Here is a 19,052-nt window from a genome sequence, read left to right on the forward strand (position 1 = left end):
GAGATCTGCAATTTATTTGAACGAGTAAGAGATGACTAAAACTTTACCATTCAGGAGGGCCGATGAGCCAATTAGACAGCGGTTTTCGTTCACTGACGCTGCAACGTTTTCCACAAACGGACGACGTTAACCCACTTCAAGCCTGGGAAGCGGCAGATGATTACCTGTTACAGCAGGTAGACGAGCTGAAACCTGTCGGCCCGGTATTAATTTTTAATGATACTTTTGGGGCACTTGCCTGTGTGCTGGCCGACCATAAACCTTACAGCATCAGTGACTCTTATCTCAGTGAGTTAGCCACGCGGCAGAATCTGAATATCAATGATATTCCCGAAAACAGTGTTACTTTTCTTGATAGTACGGCTAATTATCCAGAAAATCCTGATTTGGTACTGATCAAGATTCCTAAAACGCTGGCGTTACTTGAACAGCAGCTACGGGCCTTACGACGTGTTATCACGCCACAGACACGCATTATTGCAGGGGCTAAAGCACGGGATATTCATAACTCCACCCTGGCACTGTTTGAAAAAATAATCGGCCCGACTACCACCACACTCGCATGGAAAAAAGCGCGTCTGATTAACACCACATTCAGTAACCCTAAACTGAGTGAAGCGCCAGAAACGTTGAGCTGGCCGTTGGAGGGAACGTCATGGACAATTCATAACCATGCGAACGTTTTTTCCCGCACGGGGCTTGATATCGGAGCTCGTTTCTTTATTGAACATCTCCCTCAGGATCTGGAAGGTGAGATTGTTGATTTAGGTTGTGGTAATGGTGTTATTGGCCTGACGTTACTGGAAAACAGTCCTCAGGCCCGAGTCGTGTTTGTGGATGAATCACCGATGGCGGTTGCTTCTAGCCGGCTCAATGTTGAAACCAACTTGCCAGAAGAGATAGCTCGCTGTGAATTTATGATTAATAACGGGTTGTCAGGTGTTGAACCGTTCAGTTTCAATGCGGTACTGTGTAATCCTCCATTTCACCAGCAACATGCACTCACCGACCAAATTGCCTGGGAAATGTTTCACCACGCGCGCCGCTGCCTGAAAATAAATGGTGAGTTATACATCGTGGCAAACCGCCATTTGGATTACTTCCGGAAACTGAAGAAGATCTTCGGGAACTGCACCACGATTGCCACCAACAGTAAGTTCGTTGTGCTGAAGGCAGTAAAATTAGGTCGTAATCGTTAAGTCGTGAATGTTAAATGGGTGCCCTGAGCTATTGCTTGCAGGGCATCTCACTTGAACTACGACTGATCAAGGATTATGCCCGGCACGGGTGATCATGTTGTCTGCACCAGATATTGTATTGCCGTTAATTAATATATACAGCCCTTTACCATCCAGGCGCTGATGCTCCAGCCTGTCGTTTTCGCTGAATTACATAATTATTTAATATTATAGATATTAATGATGTTAACGGGTATTTAAATAACCATTAAAAATATCAATAATATTTTTTGATAGAACGAATGAATATATTGATTATAGACTAATGGGGTGTTAAAACCATTCTTTATAATCGGGGCGGTAAATGATTAGGGCTTTTTATAATTTTAACTCCACACCTTTATATCATACTGAGAATAATCATTCTGATGCTATGAATAAAAGTGGGCAGGTTGTCGGTAATATAAATAAAGTGCGTAATGACGCAGCTATTTCCATTGATCCGCATGCCAATTTAAAAAAAGGAATTGTATTTGATAAAGGGTGTTACTCTCATTTACGCTCAGTCTCATGCTATGCTATGGACGACTTGTTTTCTTCAGTGTTTCATTCTGGACCTTCAAAAAGCAGCAATATCAGTACATTAAGCAGTGAACTGGTATATGAAAAATCAATTATTGACTCGCTATTACGGGAAATTAAAATTACCGGTGATATCATACAGAGCTTACAGCATGTTCATGTAGGCAGGGCTGCTGGGTTTGATAACGGTACTGAAATTACCACAAAATATTTATCTCACCGACGTAATACAGAGTGCCACTGGAGTGGTTTGATATTATTTCCCTGTCGGGATGAGATCATCAGGTCATCGCATCAATTAGTTAATCCTGAGCTGGAACAACAGGTTTTCTTGACTCCTGATGGTCAAAAAGAGTGGCACAGAATTGGCCTGAAGATTGCACACGTTGAAATTGACAGATATACATTAAATTCGATATTTTCAGCATTCAATAAAGTTTTCAACGAAAATAAAACCAACGCAAAATTCATTGTGGCACTTATTGCATTTTATTTGCGAAATCACTGGGCACAAATACCTCCGGATAATATAAAAACAAATAACTTAACGGCGTGTTCCTCTCAGTATTCCGAGTTGCTGGCGACGGGGAAGATTATTGCTGATTTATTAGCTCGTGATGACCTTAAGATTTCTATAGACAAACAGCTGGCTTTTTTATATTGGCATGAGCGTGTGAATCACAAATAAAAATCTGGCAGGTTTTAAATAGTCTTTTTTGGGGGGGCGATGTATTAATAATGGTGCGGGAGTGCCGGGCTCCAGAATATTAATAGAATACGTATTTTTAATCAGATCTGACTAGCCCTGTATTAGAGTCAACATAATCAGGGCTAGTCAGTAATACTGATAACTAACGGTTCACACGGAACAGGTTAGCAATCTGGAAGATGGCAAAAGAGCTAAATAGCAGTTCAATACCCACAACTACGGTGACTAGCGTTATCGACATTTCAGGGTTGGCTGTTGCCAGCATAACGGCAATAATCAAGTCTAATGCCCCAATAACAATCTGCAACCAGGACCCATTTTTACCCCCAAGCTTAAAGCCGACAGAGATACGCAAAATACCACCAATCGCAAACAATACCGCCAGCATCATTGACATGGTCATAATGCCCACAACGGGATCGGTGATAAATACATAACCCAGAATAAAGTAGGCAATCCCTAACAGAATTGAACCAAGCATTGGCAGAAAGTTATGGCTGCGGTTAATGACCATGCCACTGATTAAGGCAACCCCACTCAGAATAAACAGAAATCCGACCAGGGTACTGAGAGCCGCACCAGAAGCAAAGGGATTAATCAGGCAAAAAATACCGCCCAATAGTAACAGAAAGGCCACTACCAGCATTAATGTCCGCTGTTTTTTTATAAAATCCGGGTCCAGATTAAGTAGTTTCTTGCGATCAATATTTAACATCGTAGCACTCCATTGTTTATCGAGTATGTCTATTCGCGATACTGCAAATTGTCCGGGTATAGTGCCTGGCAATAATCGTAGACTGGATACTTATTGCATGTATCAGGCACGAGTTGCCAGAATAACGCCAGAGGCTTTAACTAGCGCGATGACTTCATTACCTTCATGTAACTCCATCTCATCACGACCTTCATTCGTAATGATTGCTGTGAGTGGCAAACCTTTTTCTGTTTTCAGATGAATAGTGCTATTCACGGCACCATTGACTATTTTAGTGATTTTACCGCGAAATTGATTACGGGCAGAGAAGCGAAGGCCGCTGTCTACATTGGCCAGCACCACCCAGGGTGCTTTAATGATCGCTATGGCTTCTTTACCGTTACGAATATCCAGGGCTTCACAGCTTTCTTTAGTGATTACCGTGGTTAACACTTCCCCGTGTTCAAGGGTGATATCCACTTCGTTGTTTACTGCGCCGGTAATAATACGAGTCACTTTACCGGTGAGCTGGTTACGTGCCGATACCTTCATCATTTGGCTTATCCTCTGTTTCTGTTTTTATATCCCGTTAACAGAATAGTCGTTCAGACGTTAAAGCGCATTGTACTGTGATAAATAACAAGCCAGCACGGGGGCGTATTTGAGTACGGCCCCCGTGATGACTGATGTAATCACTTATTCGTTGATGCGTGGATGCTGGTCCACTAAGCGGGTACGTTTTTGTTGCAAGTCTTCGATTTCTTTATCTAAATCTTCAATTTTTTGTTCAATATTGTCGTAGTGTTCCTGCACAATTTCTCGTGCTTCTTCAATATCCGATGCAGCAGGGGTGGCCCCTTTTAACGGTTTGTTCGCCGTCTCTTTCATGGTGATTGCTGTTACCAGGCCGATGACTGCGACCACCATCAGATAATATGCAGGCATCATCAGGTCATTCGTGGCTTCAACCAGCCATGCCGCTAAGGTTGGTGTCATACCGGCTATCAAAACGGAAATATTAAAGGCGCTCGCCAGTGCACTATAACGGATATGGGTTGGGAACATTGCCGGGAGGGTTGACGCCATGACTCCCGTAAAGAAGTTCAGCAGTACTGCCAGCATCAACAGTCCGAAAAATATCAGTCCAATAACATCACTGTTAATCAGCATGAATGCTGGAATAGCGAGGAAAAATAGACCAATACTTCCCATGAAAACAAACACGCGGCGACCGTAGCGGTCACTTAACAGTCCGATAATCGGCTGCACAAACAGCATGCCAATCATAATGGCGATGATAATCATCACCCCATGGTCTTCTGAGTAGTGAAGATTATGGGAGAGATAGCTCGGCATATAGGTGAGCAACATGTAGTAGGTGACGTTGGTGGAAATCACCAGACCAACGCAGACCAGCAAACTACGCCAGTGTTTTGTGGCAATTTCTTTAAAAGAGACCTTTGGCCCTTCAGCCAGACCCTGACGGTCATCTTTTTCCATTTTTTCAATATGTTGCTGGAATGCAGGTGTCTCTTCCAGTGCATGACGGAGATAAAGGCCGATAATACCTAATGGCAAAGCAAGGAAGAACGGAATACGCCATCCCCACTCAAGGAAGCTCTCTTCACCAACAAGGGCTGAAATCAGGACGACGACCCCTGCGCCGCAGACAAAGCCGGCGATGGAACCAAAATCGAGCCAGCTCCCCATAAACCCGCGCTTTCTGTCAGGTGAGTACTCGGCAACAAAAATAGAAGCACCGGTATATTCACCACCAACCGAAAAGCCCTGTACCATCTTGGCCAGTAAGAGCAATATCGGGGCCCAGATGCCAATAGCGGCATAGGAGGGGATCAACCCAATAGCGAAGGTACTGAGTGACATGATAACGATAGTTATCGCCAAAATTTTCTGACGCCCGTATTTGTCGCCGAGCATTCCAAAGAATACGCCACCGAGTGGGCGAATCAGAAAGGGAACAGAAAAGGTGCCCAGTGCAGCGATCATCTGCACGCCAGGGCTGGCATCAGGGAAAAAGACTTTACCTAACGCAAAGGCTACAAAGCCATACACGCCAAAATCAAACCATTCCATCGCGTTGCCTAAGGAGGCGGCAGTGATGGCTTTCTTCAGACGCGCATCATCAATAATCGTAACGTCACTGACCTTTATCGGTCTGACTTTCTTTTTTCTTCGTAACATGTTTTATCCTCAGTATTTCTCCACACAAGGTTATCGCTTGTGGGCTCTTACTTAAGTGTAGTGCGATGTTGAGTGAGTAGGTCATTAACATCCAGCTTTGGTAAGAAACAGGGAGAAAATAAGTTTAAAAATGATAACAACAAGCAACTATCCGCTTTGTTGCTAAGTATGAACATCCGTCGATGCTATAGTAATTATTCTAAACTGTGATATCCATCAAGGTTTTGACTTAAAGTAAAATATTGTCATGCCGAAATACCTAACACGTAAAAGTGAATTATTGGGATAACCTCATGGAAGGCCTTGCTATGTCTACCCGCCAGCACGTTACACAGCGAGAATTTATGCTGGACGACGACACGACTTTAATGTCGACCACTGATCTGAAAAGCTACATAACGCATGCAAACGATGCCTTCGTCAGGGTAAGTGGTTATGAATTACATGAGCTGCAAGACCTGCCCCATAATATTGTGCGCCATCCTGACATGCCGAAAGCGGCATTTGCTGATTTGTGGTTTACCTTGCAACAGGGCGAACCCTGGACCGGGATCATAAAGAATAGCCGCAAGAATGGTGACCATTACTGGGTTCGTGCCAATGTCGTGCCTTTAGTCCGGCAAGATAAAACGACCGGCTATATGTCTATTCGTACTAAAGCCACACCCGAAGAGATAGCCGAAGTTGAGCCGTTGTATCAGGCTTTAAACGAAGGTCGTTGTAAAAAAAAGCTTTTTAAGGGGCTGGTACTGCGTAAAGGATTGTTTGGACGATTGCCAACAATGTCACTGCGTGCACGTATTCGTAGCATCATGAGTATTTTGCTGATTATTCTACTGGTTTCGGCTTATGCACAGGCATTGCCGCTTTTACAGTGGCTGATCGGGGCTGTCTCGACATTACTGGTCTGTGGCTTATTAGAGTGGCAAATAGCCCGTCCCCTGGAGAATGTTTCCCGTCAGGCGCTTGAAGTGGCGACTGGTAATAACCATCGGGTTCAGCATTTACCGCGCAGTGATGAAATCGGGATTATTTTACGTTCCGTGGGGCAGTTAGGTTTAATGTGCCGTTGGTTAATTAATGACGTCAGTGGTCAAGTGGCGAATGTTCACAATGGTAGTGAAGCCATGGCGAAAGGGAATGATGATCTTAATGTGCGTACTCGTCAAACGGTCGAGAATGTTCAGCAGACCGTCACCACGATGAATCAGATGTCTGCGTCAGTGCAGAACAACTCAGGAACGGCATTAGCGGCAGATAAGTTGTCCTGTTCAGCCAGTGAAGCGGCCTCCCAGGGGGCTAACGCCATGGAAACAGTAGTCAACACTATGGATGATATCTCTGACAGTACCCAGCGTATTGGCTCGATAACGACGTTGATTAATGATATTGCTTTCCAGACCAATATTCTGGCACTGAATGCGGCCGTTGAGGCTGCACGCGCAGGGGATCAGGGTAAAGGTTTTGCTGTGGTTGCCGGTGAAGTTCGTAACCTGGCACAGCGTAGTGCCAGCGCAGCGAATGATATTCGTAAACTGATTGATGCCAGTGCCAGCAAAGTTAAGTCGGGCACAATACAGGTTCATGAGGCAGGCCGGACCATGCAGGATATTGTCGGTCAAGTGCAGAACGTGACGCAGCTACTGGGGCAGATCAGTCAGGCAACGGCTGAACAGGCTAATGGTTTGGCTGATGTGACGCGCTCGATAGCTGAACTCAGTACGATCACTGAAAAAAATGCCAGACTGGTGGACGATGGGGCACAGGTTTCAGCGATGGTAAAATATCGGGCAACGCGCTTACAAGACGCTGTCACTGTATTGAGCTAAAAATGGTAAGCAGACTGATCCCTGGTCTGCTTTTTTTAGATCGATAGTTGCGCTGTGTTTTTTGGCATTTTTCCATCAAATTGTGATTTTTTTTGTTTTATCGCTGCAAGCAATTGATTCTTTCTTCAGCGGATATTCGTGAAAACGGTGAGTTTTTCAAATTGGGATTGCTAAATGTTTAGGGATGTGAGTAAATAGCATCGGTTTGGAATACAGACCTTATGAAAGCAGTTTTAGTAAAGCAGTCCTCAGTTCAAGCGCTATCTTAGATATCCCTTTTTCTCGAGTCTCCTCCTAAGTGCCAGATTAAGTCCAACTCTGCTGAACAGACCATGTTCGCCGCGAATCGTGGCTCAAGAAATTGAAAAAGGTAATATTTATGTCTAACAAAATGACTGGTTTGGTAAAATGGTTCAACGCTGAGAAAGGTTTCGGCTTCATTTCTCCAACTGATGGCAGCAAAGATGTATTCGTACACTTCTCTGCAATCCAGAGCGACAGCTTCAAAACTCTTGATGAAGGCCAGAAAGTTGAGTTCACCATCGAGAATGGTGCTAAAGGCCCAGCTGCTGCTAACGTTGTTGCGCTGTAATTCAGCCCTGCGTTAAGTTAGCTAAAAACCCGCATTTGCGGGTTTTTTTGTTTCTGTCGTTTATGATATAGCGACAGTTATGAATGCAGGGCCACCTTTTTGATGAATCAGGCTGGCAATGCATTCTATAAAGCTGTTTCCCATACTGACTGGGGCAGTAAGTAGACAGCTGGCTCTGCATCTTGCCCGGCAGTGACAATATGTTTGATTCCACTGGCCATGACTGCCAGTGTCACATCGAAGGCATTCAGGCTATCACCAAACCCGGCGGTGAGGTTGAGCATGGATCCATCCGCCATTAAATACAGTGTTTTACCCTTCAGGCTGTAAGCATTGATAAAAGGCATCACCTCCTGATTCGGGTATTTTTTCAAATACGCACAATCAATCTCTTCGGCGACATGGCCCACGTTGAGCACAAAAACACCGTCTTTTGCTTGATCCAGTAGTGCGGAACCAAGTACTTTTTTTGCCCCAGTTGCAGTGGCAATCACATCTGTCGTGGTAATCACTTCTTCAATTTCAACCACGTGCCAGCCATCATACGCTGCCTGCAAACGGCGAGCCGGGTCGCGTTCTGCCACCATGACTTGGCCGCCATAGGCTTTAGCCGCGGCTGCAACACCTTGGCCTACCAGACCATAGCCAATGACCAGTACGCGTTTTTCGTGCAGTGTCAGGTGGGTGGTCTGGAAGAAAGTTTGCCAGGCGGTTAAGCCAACCATGTGGCGGTTGTGAAGGCCCTCTTTAACAGGTAAATCATCCCAGTTAAATATGGGATAGCCAGGTCTGTCAGAAGGCAGGCGGCTAACGCCGGATCCGGTCGCCTCAAGGCAGGCAACCACATCACCGAAATCACCACGCTGATGCAGCAACGTGGTAATGTCTGCCCCCATTTCGCACAGGTGCGTTGGGCGCCAGGCAATGGCTTTTTCCCATGATTCATGCCATTCGTTATGGGTCATATTGCGCCATGCACAGGCTTCAGCCCCGGCAGCGACCAGATAAGCGACCACATCGTCCTGAACAGTCGTCGGGTTACAGGTCGTTAAGAATACGCGTGCATTTTTCTTTAATAAGCCTTCAACGAGTGGGATCATTTTTAAGTCGAGGTGCATATTACAAGCAATGCGGACATGGCTAAGGTCAGGAAGCGACTCGACTTGTTTCAGCGTGCGAGTCATATGCAGGCAAGACCATTGGATCTCTTTCATAAACATTTCGTTGTTGGTGCTCAATGTCATTCCTTACAGATAATAATCTCGTGATTTTTATGATACTGAAAAGGGATGCGCTGCCATCTGACAGCGCGGGTTATTGACGATAGCGGTGGCTTACTGAATAGAGTATGACACTGGTGAGCGTGACGCTTACTGATAAGCCAGCCAGGCCAGCATACTCAGACTTGCCGAATAATAATCCTCTTGTGGCGTTATCTGCGGAGCCGTCATGACTTCACCCATGGTTAAATCACGAACTGCCAATAAACCTCCTGCCATCATATAAGGCGCTTTTTCATTAGTTTCTACATTCACCCACGCGGGTGTTTGCAGCCGACTGAACTGGCTAAACCAGATGCGCCATGGCAACAGTAAAGGAGATTTCTTATCGTACCAGTAGAGATAAAGTGGGATACGAATTGCGTCAAAACTCATGCGCGCAGGCCACTCTTTTGCGGGCAACAGTTGACCATCAGCCCGTAAAGATACCCAGTCGGTAGGTAAATTAACCGAGCCCTGGCCCATTTCACCTAACAGAGTTTGTCCGTCCTGAATCAGGGTCTGCCATGCCTGTAAATGGCTACGTTTCGCAAAGTCAGCCCAGGCAGGAAACACGAAATAAGATGGATTCAGGATGATTTCGCTATTGTGGTTAAACCCATCCTTCCCCGGTAGCATTACCTTGTAGCCTGCATAATCGATAACCATATGCGCTAGCAGAGATTTGGTTATCTCGTCGGACGCTTTACCATACCGCTTATCTTGCCAGCGTGATTCCGCTTTGAGTAATGCCCAGGCGATGAGCGTATCGCCATCAGTGGCATTATTTTTATCCGTAATGGGGTCAGCTAATGTCGGGTTATAACGCCAGTAAAACAGGCCAGTTTGCTTATTTTGCAGTGTCTGTCTGGTCCACTGCCATAGCTTGTCAAAGGTCTGTCGGTCATTGTTATAGACCGCCCCCAGCATGGCAAACCCTTGTCCTTCACTGTGCGAGATACCCTTGTTTCCTGTATCAATAATGCGCCCGTCAGGCATCAGAAAGCGCGCTTTATAGACGTCCCAGGCTTGTGGGCTGGCCTGAGTGAAAGGTGAGCACATTAGTGCCATGACGACGATTAGTGTCGTCCAAACGGGTTTTAACATAGTCAGGCTCATTGTGCGGTATGATAGCGGAACTGGATCTCAGATAATGAAAGTATGCTATCACGGGTAACAATGACGTGAGCCTCTCCCCCTTGCTGTAACATCCAGCGAGTATAAACACCTTCCATAATCACACTGAATGCATTACACCAGCGAATCTGTCGCTCTTCGTCCTGACCATAACAAACAGGAAATGCCTGATGATGGAAGAGTAATGCTGTTTCTGTGGAGGTAATATCAATACAACCCCAGCCAAAGTAGCTCAAATGCTGATTGATATTATTTTCCAGCTCTTGAAGGGTCTCTGAGGCTGATAAGGGATAAGATTGTGCTAATTTATCCCCCATCTGCAGCAAAAAGGGACGACTTTGCTGTGCGCTGGCATTCTGGGCCATTCCATCAATCATGATCGCCAGCAAATCAAACCAACCCGGCGGGGTTTGCTGACGCTGAAACCAGTTCAGTAATGCGTTATTTTCAATATGTAATGTCATTAGTTTCTTCCCAGCATATAGCGAAAATAGACACCTGCCGTACTTTCGTTATAGTTGCCAAAGGTATCGTAGCCGACTTCACCACCGATGGTTATATCTTTATTGAGGTTGTAATCGAGCCCAGCACGCATGGTGTACCCCATGCCGTTTTGTGACGTACCACCGTAACGAGACTCTTTCGCGGCACCAATACTTTCAAGACTTTCCAACCCTTCTTGCCAGGCTTTATTCGTTGGGAAATAGTCGCTACCGTCCTGGGTATAAGACTGGTAACCCAGGGAACCGCCTAGTTTGACCTTCCAGTTGTTAATTGACTGGCTATACTCAATTGGCAGGGCAATACTGATGTAGTTTTGCGGGCTGAAGTAGCCCCCCTGGCCGAAGGTGAAATAACTGAGGTCTTTGGAGAAATTCATCCAGCTCAAACTTAAACCGGTTTGTACTTGCCGGAATTGATCATGATACGGGCGAACATAAACCCCGGCCCCTGCCTGGGCGCTGGTATTGCTGGCAACATTCTCACCAAGATAGCTATAGCCCCCGCCACCCGCATAGAAACCAGCATCACCGTCATCATAACTGAGTTGTACACTCCCGCCGTTTTTAGTGACGCGCCCCCAGGATTTACCGGAATATTTATCTTCCAGCCCCACATAGGACAGCAAGCTGTCTTTCACGGCCCGGCGTTCGGCGGTCAGGATCAGTGATAAATAATTAGTGAGTTTTGGTGACCATTTAACACCCCCGACAATTGTTTTCAGATCCTGTCCTAAGGGTGTCGTCCCGATATCAGCCCGGTAATTTTCGCCGCTTAATGCCATGCTCAACTCTACACCATTGGCATTTTTGGATTCAGTTGAATCACTTATCTGCTGGCTACTGCTGTTTTTATAATTTAAAGACTGGAGATATTTCGCGATATTGCCATTATCGTAGCCCAATAGTTCCTTAAGGCCTGCTAATTCATCGGTATCGGTCAGATTCGGGCTTGGTAGATCTGATAGAGGCAGTTCGGCAAAGGCTCTGGCGTAAGGGTTTGCCGCAAAATATTTCTTTTTCTGGTCTTCATCCATATTCGCGATCGTGCGTTGCTCATTTTCTATAGCTGAGATTAAATTGGATGATGCATTTGATAGTGGGTTAGAGCCATAACGGCGCCAGGTATCACCGGCTGCACTGCCGGAATTAAGCACCACAGGTGTTGCAGTAAATTCAAAACGTGATTCACCAAAAGGGGATGCAGACCAGGTTAACGGGGCTTTTGCTTCAGTGAGTTTACTGGTGCCTGACTCCCCATCACGTCCACGGACGGTGATCCCCCCCTGTGCCCACATACCAATATCCTGGTCAATGTTCTGCATCATGTCATCCACTTGACGCAGCATTCTGTTTTGCGCCGTATCCTGGGGCAGGTCGGTGCGCATAATGCCAGGCAGAACGGTACCTGGTTCGGCGGCCTTCTGTGAGACCTGCCATGGTAAAGCACGACTCGTTGCCAGGTTGCTGCCCGGGCTATTTCCGACAAACGGATTATCTGCTGCCAGTAAGCCACCGACTGTTGGCGTGGCAGCGCTCCCGGTCAGCTGCAGGCCAAGTAGTTTGCCACGAGCACTACGCAGATAGGTCATCGCTTGCTGATGATTGCCTGATGCATCTTCCAGTCGTGCTAATAAGAACAGACGCTCAGGAGACTGGCTGGCATTCAAACCCGCAGCTAACTGTCTGGCTCTGGAGACATTATTTTCTGCCAGGGCGATGTTTATTGCCCCCGCCCGGGCATCCTGGTTGGCCGTGTCGTGGGTCATTAAATAGTCATAGACTACCCCAGCTTCTTTATTCATCTTTCCGGATTCATAAAGTCGCGCCATGGCGAACATCAGGTCGGTATTTTTAGGATCGTTTTGCAGGGCCCGAATCAGCTTGTCATAGGCAGCAGCATAATTTCCCTGCTCACGCAGTGTGTCCGCTTCGTTGATAACGTAGCCGTTACGTGCGCTAGCCAACTGTGTTGGAGTACTCCTGGCCATTAAGGTCGGATCAGAAATAAAGCGCTGCGCTTCACTGGTAAGCCCGGCCTGATTGAGTACAGCTAGCTGGTCGGCATAATCACCGGCATTTCCCTGTACCCCGTTCTGCATATTGCTACGCACAATAGCAACGGCGCCATTAACATCACCACTCTGAGCCAGCAGACTGGCCAGCTTACCTGCATCAACAGGACTTTGTGGTGGATGGGAGGCCAGCGCTTTAAGTGTATTGGCTGCTGCGACGGCATTGCCCTGGGCGAGATAATTTTGTGCTGTGGCGATATTCAGGTTGTAGTTGACTCGCTGGGCAAGCTCACGCATTTGGGTGTTCTGTGCAGAAGCAGGAATACGGGCAAGCAGTGCCTGGGCTTGTGGCCAGGATTCACTCTCACTGGCAAAAATAGCGGCGGCAAATAGCGCATTGTTCTCTGCGCCAACACGCGAGGCTGGCTGCATAATGGTTGCTGCCTCACCATTATAACCAGTTTTTTGCAGCAAACGGGCGAGACTCAGGCGCATCCAGGGGTCAGAAGGGTAGCGTGCCACCCCCTGGCGCAGAAGCACAATCGCCTCTGTCGTATTCCCTGCATTAGCCAGTCGCTCAGCTTGTTGCCGGATAGGGTCACTCGGGGTGCCCGTCACCACGCGAGGCTGAAGTCTTGCCTGGAGGGAGGCTGGCAGAGTCCGCAACACCGTATCGGCTTCCGCAGTTTTATTTTGCTCTTTAAGTACGTAATAAAGGTTTTCACGAGCCTGCGCATTTTGAGGCTGTGTATTGATAACGTCACGGAGTGCCTGTTCAGCCTGCAGGTAGTCCTTATTGTGGCGTAATACGTCTGCACGAAACAGTTTTGCCGATATCGCCTGCTCTCCATTACCTTGCGCTAAAGGCGCTGATAACGCTAAGGCCTGACTGATATTGCCTGTTTTAAATGCTTGTTGTGCCTGGGATAATTGGCCATAGAATGCCGCATCATCTGCTTGCTGTTTACGTTCAGCGGATGCCTCACCCCCCTGGCTGGCGGAGCGGCTCAGATACTGTGAGGCGACCTGATAATCGCCACTCTGCTGGGCAAGGTAGCCCAAACCAGCTAAGGCATCTGCATCTTCTGGGTTATTCTGGAGCACTTGTTCAAAATCACGTTGTGCTTCGGCACTATTCCCTCGATTCAGGGCGTTAAAGCCTTCACCTTTTGCTGTATTCCCAATCGAATTACGATAGTAGGTCTGGAGCTGGGTATCCTGTGGATGGCGTTGTATCCAGGATTCATAACTTTGCGCATCACCCGTGGTGGGCGATAACCAAAGCAACGCCTGGCGCAGCCCGTCATCAGCATCCTTGTTAGTGGCTGCTGTTTGCTCTAACAGCGCGATACCGTCACGCCGGGTTCCTTCATTCCAGGTCAGCATTTTTCCTAATGCGACACGGGCAGAGATTTCTCCAGGATTCTGGGCGACAAAGCGCTGTAACTCCGCCAGTGCCTGGGAATAGTTAGCCTTATCACTCCCCATCGTGAGGTAATACTCAGCAGCAAGGCCCGGGGGCGGGGTACTGCCATTAAACAGGGTGTGCCACGTTGCCATCGCTGCCGGAATATTGCCACTGCGTGCTTGCTGGCGTGCGAGTGTCAGCGTACCTGCCGGGATTTTCTCAACTTGTTTTGCATTATCGAGAGCTTGTAACAACGCGCTACCAGGATCGGCTTTCTTCAGTCTGTCGCGCCATTGTGCTGCGCGCTGTTCATTGTTACTTTGTTGTGCCCAAAGTGCCATCAAATACATAGCCTGCGTATTTTCAGGGTCCACCATCAGCACTTTCTGTAATGACTCACTGGCTCGTACATCATGTGACTTTTCGTGCCAGTAATTTGCCTGGTCAAATAGTGCTTTCAGCGCTGCATCGTTTTGCGGCGTCTGCGCCGCAGCATTAAAGCCCATCATTCCAGTGAGCAATATTGCCGATTTTACTGTTATTTTTTTCATTTTTTATTATCCAGATCCAAACGCTCACGTGCCCGTTTTTTCAATACGGCATATAACAGCAAGCCAAAAATGATACTGAACAACAGAGCCGAAAATGCCAGTAATACGGCGTGTTGATTGGCATACCAAACAATCATCATATGATCCGGCATTTGCCCACTAGGGTATTGTCTTCCAACACGGAAACTACGAACACCATTCTCATCAGTAATGATAGCCGCATCACCGCGAATACCTGCGTTGATTTTGGCTGAGTCTAAATCTGTAGATAACCGTGATAATTGATCATTATTGCTGCCCAATATCATGACCACCAGACGGTCGCTATTCCACTGGGAAGGGAAACTGAGAAAGCCGCGCCAGTCTGTATTGGATGAAAAGTAACGGTCAGCATCCACACTGTCAGCTGTCCAGTCGCCCCCCAGCCAACGCAGTATTTTTTGCCAGTATGTGGGTTTCTTCGCAATCAGGGTATTGTCCCTGGTGCCAAATGGGGACTGGTTAAGTAACTGCTGGTTAAATAAATATTGGGTCATATCACTCACTGCCAGTACATCTTTGGTACGTAGCATCTCAAGGTTGGAACCTCCCGCTGGTATACCGAAGATGACATGGTTGTTAGCCAGAGCCGTTCCCGTCGCATTCCCGGAGCGGGCCACCATATTAAGCAGTGTGACTATCTGAGTCTCGGACGGATTCTCAGGGAGCAGTAAGACGGTTTGTGAGAAATCAGCAAGCCGGGTAAAGGGGAATGATGCCCCAACGAAAAATGACAGATTAGGGAGCAAAGCAAAGTGGCGTGTATGGCTCAAGTCTATCGACGAACTGTCGTCAATTTGGCTCTTAATATTGTTATTTAATAGAACACTACAGGGCGCATCTTCCTGGGGAGTAATATTAAAATAGAGTGATAGCTGGTTATCACCGTAAATCTGATAGGGCTCAATAGAGATATCCGATTGTTCCTGGCGGGCATCTCCCCCTACTTTGTGCCACAAGGACTCCAGTATTCCCTGTTTGTTAACGGGAAGGTTGCGTAAAAACGTATTATTCAGGGTGACGCTCAGCCAGGAGTGACTTTCATTGATCCACTCTTCAGTAGGAAAGCGATAATTAATGTGCATTGGAATGCTGCCACCATCCCACAAAAAGAGATCCGGGGCGGCACGAAAGGCAATATTGAGTGGTTCATGCCAGATGCCTAAGGAGGTCAGACTTTGATCTTTACGCAACAGTTCGGACAGTTTTACCGGCCGATCCGTGGGTATCCAGCGTGGGGCATCATAAGGTTGACTCACTGGGATAGCGGTAGGCTCTACTACCATGCTGGGCGTTTGTTGCTGAAATTGGCCTTGTGTCAGTCGCCAGGCCGCAGTACGCAGCGCCGCCTGATCTTTCCCAACAATCAGTAATAATTTATAGGCAGGGTTTGCTGGGTTATCAATATACTGCAGTAATGGCTTGTCACTATCAGGCAGAACAATGCCCCCAATTTTATCCCCCGGGTGGCCTATCAGAATACCATTCTTCTCTGGTAACACGTTGTATTGTGCATCAAAGTGGATCCCCCGATAATCGGCCTCAATACCCAACCAGGATGCCAGCAGTGCCGCCGCACTGACCCCATCATTGCTGATCTTTTCCGGGAATGAAAACGATATGGTTGAGGGGGACATTTGCATATCGTCAAAGAATGGGCGTGGGAAATTACTGATGTCATTGCCAATGTTTAACTGCTGCCCCTCAAGTTCAAACTGGGAGTCGGGCAGAATAGTGACCCGGTATTCTCCACTGGCATCCCGCTGGCACAGCATGGTATCTACATTGTTAATCTTAAAACTCAGGTTATTCACTGAGACAAGTAGTGGTGCGGGTACATCAAGTTGAAAACGGGAATCATCCTGTTCTGCAGAACTTAATGGTACAGAGCCTAATGCCTGACCATTCAGCATTAATTGCAAGGTTGCGTTATGTTCAGCTATCGCCGGTGAAACACTCAAATGCAGCACTAAACGTGCGTTAGTGATGACCTGATCTACAGGTAAGGTAAAGTTGATCCCCGCCTGTAGCTGTCCGCCGCCCATACTTACCCCGGCAGGTTGTCCCATTTGCGCTATCTTGAGATTGCTTACCATCGCCGGGGTCAGCACTACGGGGGCGACAGGGGACGCTGGTGCTGACAAATTCAACGGCAGTAAATTATCAAGAGTCGTTTCTTCCCCGTATAAAGGGGCTGTAAAAAATGCACCAGCAAGTAAAGCAGTAGAGAGTAAATGCTTCATGCGTGACCATCCTGTTTAGCCTGTGCCCGCAATTGGCGGTTTTTGCGGCGTGACTTCCACGTCAGCCAGAACAGGTCAAAGACGCATTTCACAATCATCATCATCGAACGCAGTGGGTTATCTTGCGGTTTTGGAGGATGGATCCAGGCATCAGCACGCGCCAGCACTACACGCACCAGCTCACGGCGGCGAGACAGTGGGATTTCTTCAAACATTAAACGGATCGAGTGATCATCAGCACTAATTAAGGTCACTGGAATACTGATATCACTAGCCTCCAGTAAGAGTTCAACCTCTTCAATTTGATCTGTGAGGTGGCGATCATCTGGTGGGATAATACGACACCCTCCCATTGATAAATCAATGCTTTGACTGCGTGATGAAACGCCGCTGGCATAATGAATAATCACCGGTATATTGACATCAATACGGATATTTTTACGGGTTTGTCTGGTTTCACGGGCGACGGCAATAGCGCCAAGCAGGAATATCAAACTATAGATCCCCCAGCCCACATTTAAAGCCATAACTTTGGGATCAACACTGTAGTAGTCATGAGCAAAAGCTCTAACGATGCCGGCAATAATTCCACTGATAAGTAAAATAGCCACAATCAGGTGCGGCCTGACCACGCTAAAATCAAAATATCCGACGTTTAATAACCCTCCCTTGTCAGTCACGTTAAACTTGCCACGTTTTGGGAACAACAAAGTGACCATTGTCGGGAGTAGGATATGGAATGCTAATACCAGATCGTATATTTCGCCCCAGAAACTGTAACGATAGCGGCCATTTAAGCGAGAAGTTACATAAATTGCCACGAAAAGATGCGGCAAGGCATAGGCAAATACCAGACTGGCGGAGGAATAAATAATATTAAGGTTAAAGAGCAAATAGGCCAGTGGTGCTACCAGGAAGATGATCCGTGGCAGGGCAAACTGATAGTAGAGCATTGCACTTAAATAACATAACCGTTGAGGGATCGTTAGCCCTCTCCCCCATAGGGGGTTATCAAGACGGAATATTTGTGTCATCCCACGGGCCCAGCGAGTACGCTGAATAACATGTAGCACCAAACGTTCTGTCGCCAGCCCTGCCGCTAATGGAATACCAAGGAAAGCAGTATTCCAGCCACGGCGTTGCATTTTCAGGGCAGTATGGGAATCCTCGGTGACGGTTTCGACGGCAAAACCGCCGGTTTCTTCCAGGGCACTGCGGCGGATCACGGCACAGGAACCACAGAAGAAAGCCGCGTTCCAGTAATCATTACCTTTTTGAAGTGGCCCGTAAAATAGCGCTCCTTCATTAGGGATATTACGTCCACCTGACAAATTACGTTCAAAGGGATCGGGGGAATAAAAGTAATGGGGCGTTTGTACCAAAGCCAGTTTGGGGTCTTTTAAAAATCCCCCTACTGTGGCTTGTAAAAAGATTCGTGTGGCCACATGGTCACAATCAAAAATACAAAGCAATTCGCCATTCGTCACTTTCATTGCATGGTTGAGATTACCCGCTTTTGCGTGAGCATTATCATTACGCGTAATGTAACCGACCCCAACATCAGAAGCGAAAACAGCAAACTCCCGCCGTTTACCATCATCAAGAATATAGATATTTAATTTATCTGCAGGGTACTCGAGACATTGTGCTGCGAGAACAGTGTCGCGCACGACATCCAGTGATTCGTTATAGGTTGGAATATAGACATCTACCGTTGGCCATTTTGACATGTCTTCAGGCAGGGGGACTATTTCTCGCTGAAGTGGCCAGAGACTCTGCAAATAGCCCAGTATTAACATTACCCAGACATAAACTTCGGCACAAAACAGAGCGATACCCAGTATCGTTTCAATTTCAGAGTTAAAATGCAGGGTTTGTGTTAAACGGAAATACATATAACGCGTTGACATCAATAATGACATCACCACCATGATCACGGAAATACTGCGCTTTTTGCTCCATCCCATAAGGAAAAGCAGACCGATGCTGATCAGACCAAAGATATACTGTTTTTGGCTATCCATTGGCGTGATAATGACCAGTAAGGCAACGGGGATAATGGCCAGTGCTATTAAAACGTACAGTAGCTTTTTCATATATAGAGCCGAGTTAAA

13 protein-coding genes are annotated in these 19,052 nt (G+C 47.0%); 4 read left to right on the forward strand and 9 right to left on the reverse strand.

Annotated elements, in window-relative coordinates; translation table 11 throughout:
• Positions 1-62: 62 nt before the first annotated feature.
• Both rlmG and JK154_RS12610 read left to right on the forward strand, forming a co-directional pair.
• A complete protein-coding gene (gene rlmG / locus JK154_RS12605; protein ID WP_211992896.1) occupies positions 63-1,199 on the forward strand; it encodes a 23S rRNA (guanine(1835)-N(2))-methyltransferase RlmG in 1,137 nt (378 codons plus the stop codon).
• A gap of 343 nt (positions 1,200-1,542) precedes the next feature.
• The gene (locus JK154_RS12610; RefSeq protein ID WP_211992897.1) at positions 1,543-2,448 is read left to right on the forward strand and encodes a hypothetical protein; all 906 of its coding nucleotides are present in this window, start codon (positions 1,543-1,545) and stop codon (positions 2,446-2,448) included.
• A gap of 163 nt (positions 2,449-2,611) precedes the next feature.
• Here JK154_RS12610 and JK154_RS12615 read toward each other — a convergent pair whose 3' ends face one another.
• From JK154_RS12615 to proP, 3 genes are all read right to left on the reverse strand, one after another.
• Positions 2,612-3,184 carry an HdeD family acid-resistance protein gene (locus tag JK154_RS12615; protein WP_211992898.1) on the reverse strand — a complete coding sequence of 191 codons (573 nt, stop codon included), beginning with the start codon at positions 3,182-3,184 and terminating at the stop codon, positions 2,612-2,614.
• A gap of 102 nt (positions 3,185-3,286) precedes the next feature.
• Positions 3,287-3,715 (reverse strand): TOBE domain-containing protein, encoded by a 429-nt coding sequence (locus JK154_RS12620; RefSeq protein WP_211993043.1) that lies wholly within the window; start codon positions 3,713-3,715, stop codon positions 3,287-3,289.
• A 144-nt stretch (positions 3,716-3,859) separates the two neighbouring features.
• Complete coding sequence (gene proP, locus JK154_RS12625; protein ID WP_211992899.1) at positions 3,860-5,365, reverse strand: glycine betaine/L-proline transporter ProP; 1,506 nt, start codon at positions 5,363-5,365, stop codon at positions 3,860-3,862.
• A 308-nt stretch (positions 5,366-5,673) separates the two neighbouring features.
• Here proP and JK154_RS12630 point away from each other — a divergent pair, with 308 nt between their 5' ends.
• Entirely contained in the window at positions 5,674-7,194 is a 1,521-nt protein-coding gene (locus JK154_RS12630; RefSeq protein WP_211993044.1) for a PAS domain-containing methyl-accepting chemotaxis protein, read from the forward strand.
• 379 nt (positions 7,195-7,573) lie between these two features.
• Positions 7,574-7,786, forward strand: coding sequence for an RNA chaperone/antiterminator CspA (gene cspA / locus JK154_RS12635; protein WP_211992900.1), 213 nt, complete (start codon positions 7,574-7,576; stop codon positions 7,784-7,786).
• Between the two features lie 125 nt (positions 7,787-7,911).
• On the opposite strand, the gene JK154_RS12640 is transcribed toward cspA, so the two are convergent.
• The 6 genes from JK154_RS12640 to bcsA form a co-directional block, all read right to left on the reverse strand.
• The gene (locus JK154_RS12640; RefSeq protein WP_249215914.1) at positions 7,912-9,006 is read right to left on the reverse strand and encodes an adenosylhomocysteinase; all 1,095 of its coding nucleotides are present in this window, start codon (positions 9,004-9,006) and stop codon (positions 7,912-7,914) included.
• Between the two features lie 150 nt (positions 9,007-9,156).
• Positions 9,157-10,116, reverse strand: coding sequence for a glycosyl hydrolase family 8 (locus JK154_RS12645; protein ID WP_249215915.1), 960 nt, complete (start codon positions 10,114-10,116; stop codon positions 9,157-9,159).
• Between the two features lie 44 nt (positions 10,117-10,160).
• On the reverse strand, positions 10,161-10,646 hold the full coding sequence (gene bcsD / locus JK154_RS12650; protein ID WP_211992903.1) for a cellulose biosynthesis protein BcsD: 486 nt from the start codon (positions 10,644-10,646) through the stop codon (positions 10,161-10,163).
• Positions 10,646-14,614, reverse strand: a complete 3,969-nt coding sequence (locus JK154_RS12655; RefSeq protein WP_249215916.1) for a cellulose biosynthesis protein BcsC — start codon at positions 14,612-14,614, stop codon at positions 10,646-10,648. The genes bcsD and JK154_RS12655 overlap by 1 nt, the downstream gene beginning before the upstream one ends.
• A gap of 38 nt (positions 14,615-14,652) precedes the next feature.
• Complete coding sequence (gene bcsB, locus JK154_RS12660) at positions 14,653-16,938, reverse strand: cellulose biosynthesis cyclic di-GMP-binding regulatory protein BcsB (protein ID WP_211992905.1); 2,286 nt, start codon at positions 16,936-16,938, stop codon at positions 14,653-14,655.
• On the reverse strand, positions 16,935-19,034 hold the full coding sequence (bcsA, locus tag JK154_RS12665; protein ID WP_211992906.1) for a UDP-forming cellulose synthase catalytic subunit: 2,100 nt from the start codon (positions 19,032-19,034) through the stop codon (positions 16,935-16,937). The genes bcsB and bcsA overlap by 4 nt, the downstream gene beginning before the upstream one ends.
• Between the last annotated feature and the right edge of the window lie 18 nt (positions 19,035-19,052).

This window comes from Citrobacter sp. JGM124, assembly GCF_018257795.1.
Taxonomy (GTDB): Bacteria; Pseudomonadota; Gammaproteobacteria; order Enterobacterales; family Enterobacteriaceae; genus JGM124.

Excerpts from the sequence above, each read along its gene's own strand:
- JK154_RS12615 (WP_211992898.1), bottom strand. The coding sequence starts at position 3,184 with ATGTTAAATATTGATCGCAAGAAACTACTTAATCTGGACCCGGATTTT.
- bcsA (WP_211992906.1), bottom strand. The coding sequence starts at position 19,034 with ATGAAAAAGCTACTGTACGTTTTAATAGCACTGGCCATTATCCCCGTT.
- rlmG (WP_211992896.1), top strand. The coding sequence starts at position 63 with ATGAGCCAATTAGACAGCGGTTTTCGTTCACTGACGCTGCAACGTTTT.
- JK154_RS12630 (WP_211993044.1), top strand. The coding sequence starts at position 5,674 with ATGTCTACCCGCCAGCACGTTACACAGCGAGAATTTATGCTGGACGAC.
- JK154_RS12645 (WP_249215915.1), bottom strand. The coding sequence starts at position 10,116 with ATGGCACTAATGTGCTCACCTTTCACTCAGGCCAGCCCACAAGCCTGG.
- bcsD (WP_211992903.1), bottom strand. The coding sequence starts at position 10,646 with ATGACATTACATATTGAAAATAACGCATTACTGAACTGGTTTCAGCGT.
- JK154_RS12655 (WP_249215916.1), bottom strand. The coding sequence starts at position 14,614 with ATGATGGGCTTTAATGCTGCGGCGCAGACGCCGCAAAACGATGCAGCG.
- JK154_RS12610 (WP_211992897.1), top strand. The coding sequence starts at position 1,543 with ATGATTAGGGCTTTTTATAATTTTAACTCCACACCTTTATATCATACT.
- JK154_RS12620 (WP_211993043.1), bottom strand. The coding sequence starts at position 3,715 with ATGAAGGTATCGGCACGTAACCAGCTCACCGGTAAAGTGACTCGTATT.
- proP (WP_211992899.1), bottom strand. The coding sequence starts at position 5,365 with ATGTTACGAAGAAAAAAGAAAGTCAGACCGATAAAGGTCAGTGACGTT.
- cspA (WP_211992900.1), top strand. The coding sequence starts at position 7,574 with ATGTCTAACAAAATGACTGGTTTGGTAAAATGGTTCAACGCTGAGAAA.
- bcsB (WP_211992905.1), bottom strand. The coding sequence starts at position 16,938 with ATGAAGCATTTACTCTCTACTGCTTTACTTGCTGGTGCATTTTTTACA.
- JK154_RS12640 (WP_249215914.1), bottom strand. The coding sequence starts at position 9,006 with ATGTTTATGAAAGAGATCCAATGGTCTTGCCTGCATATGACTCGCACG.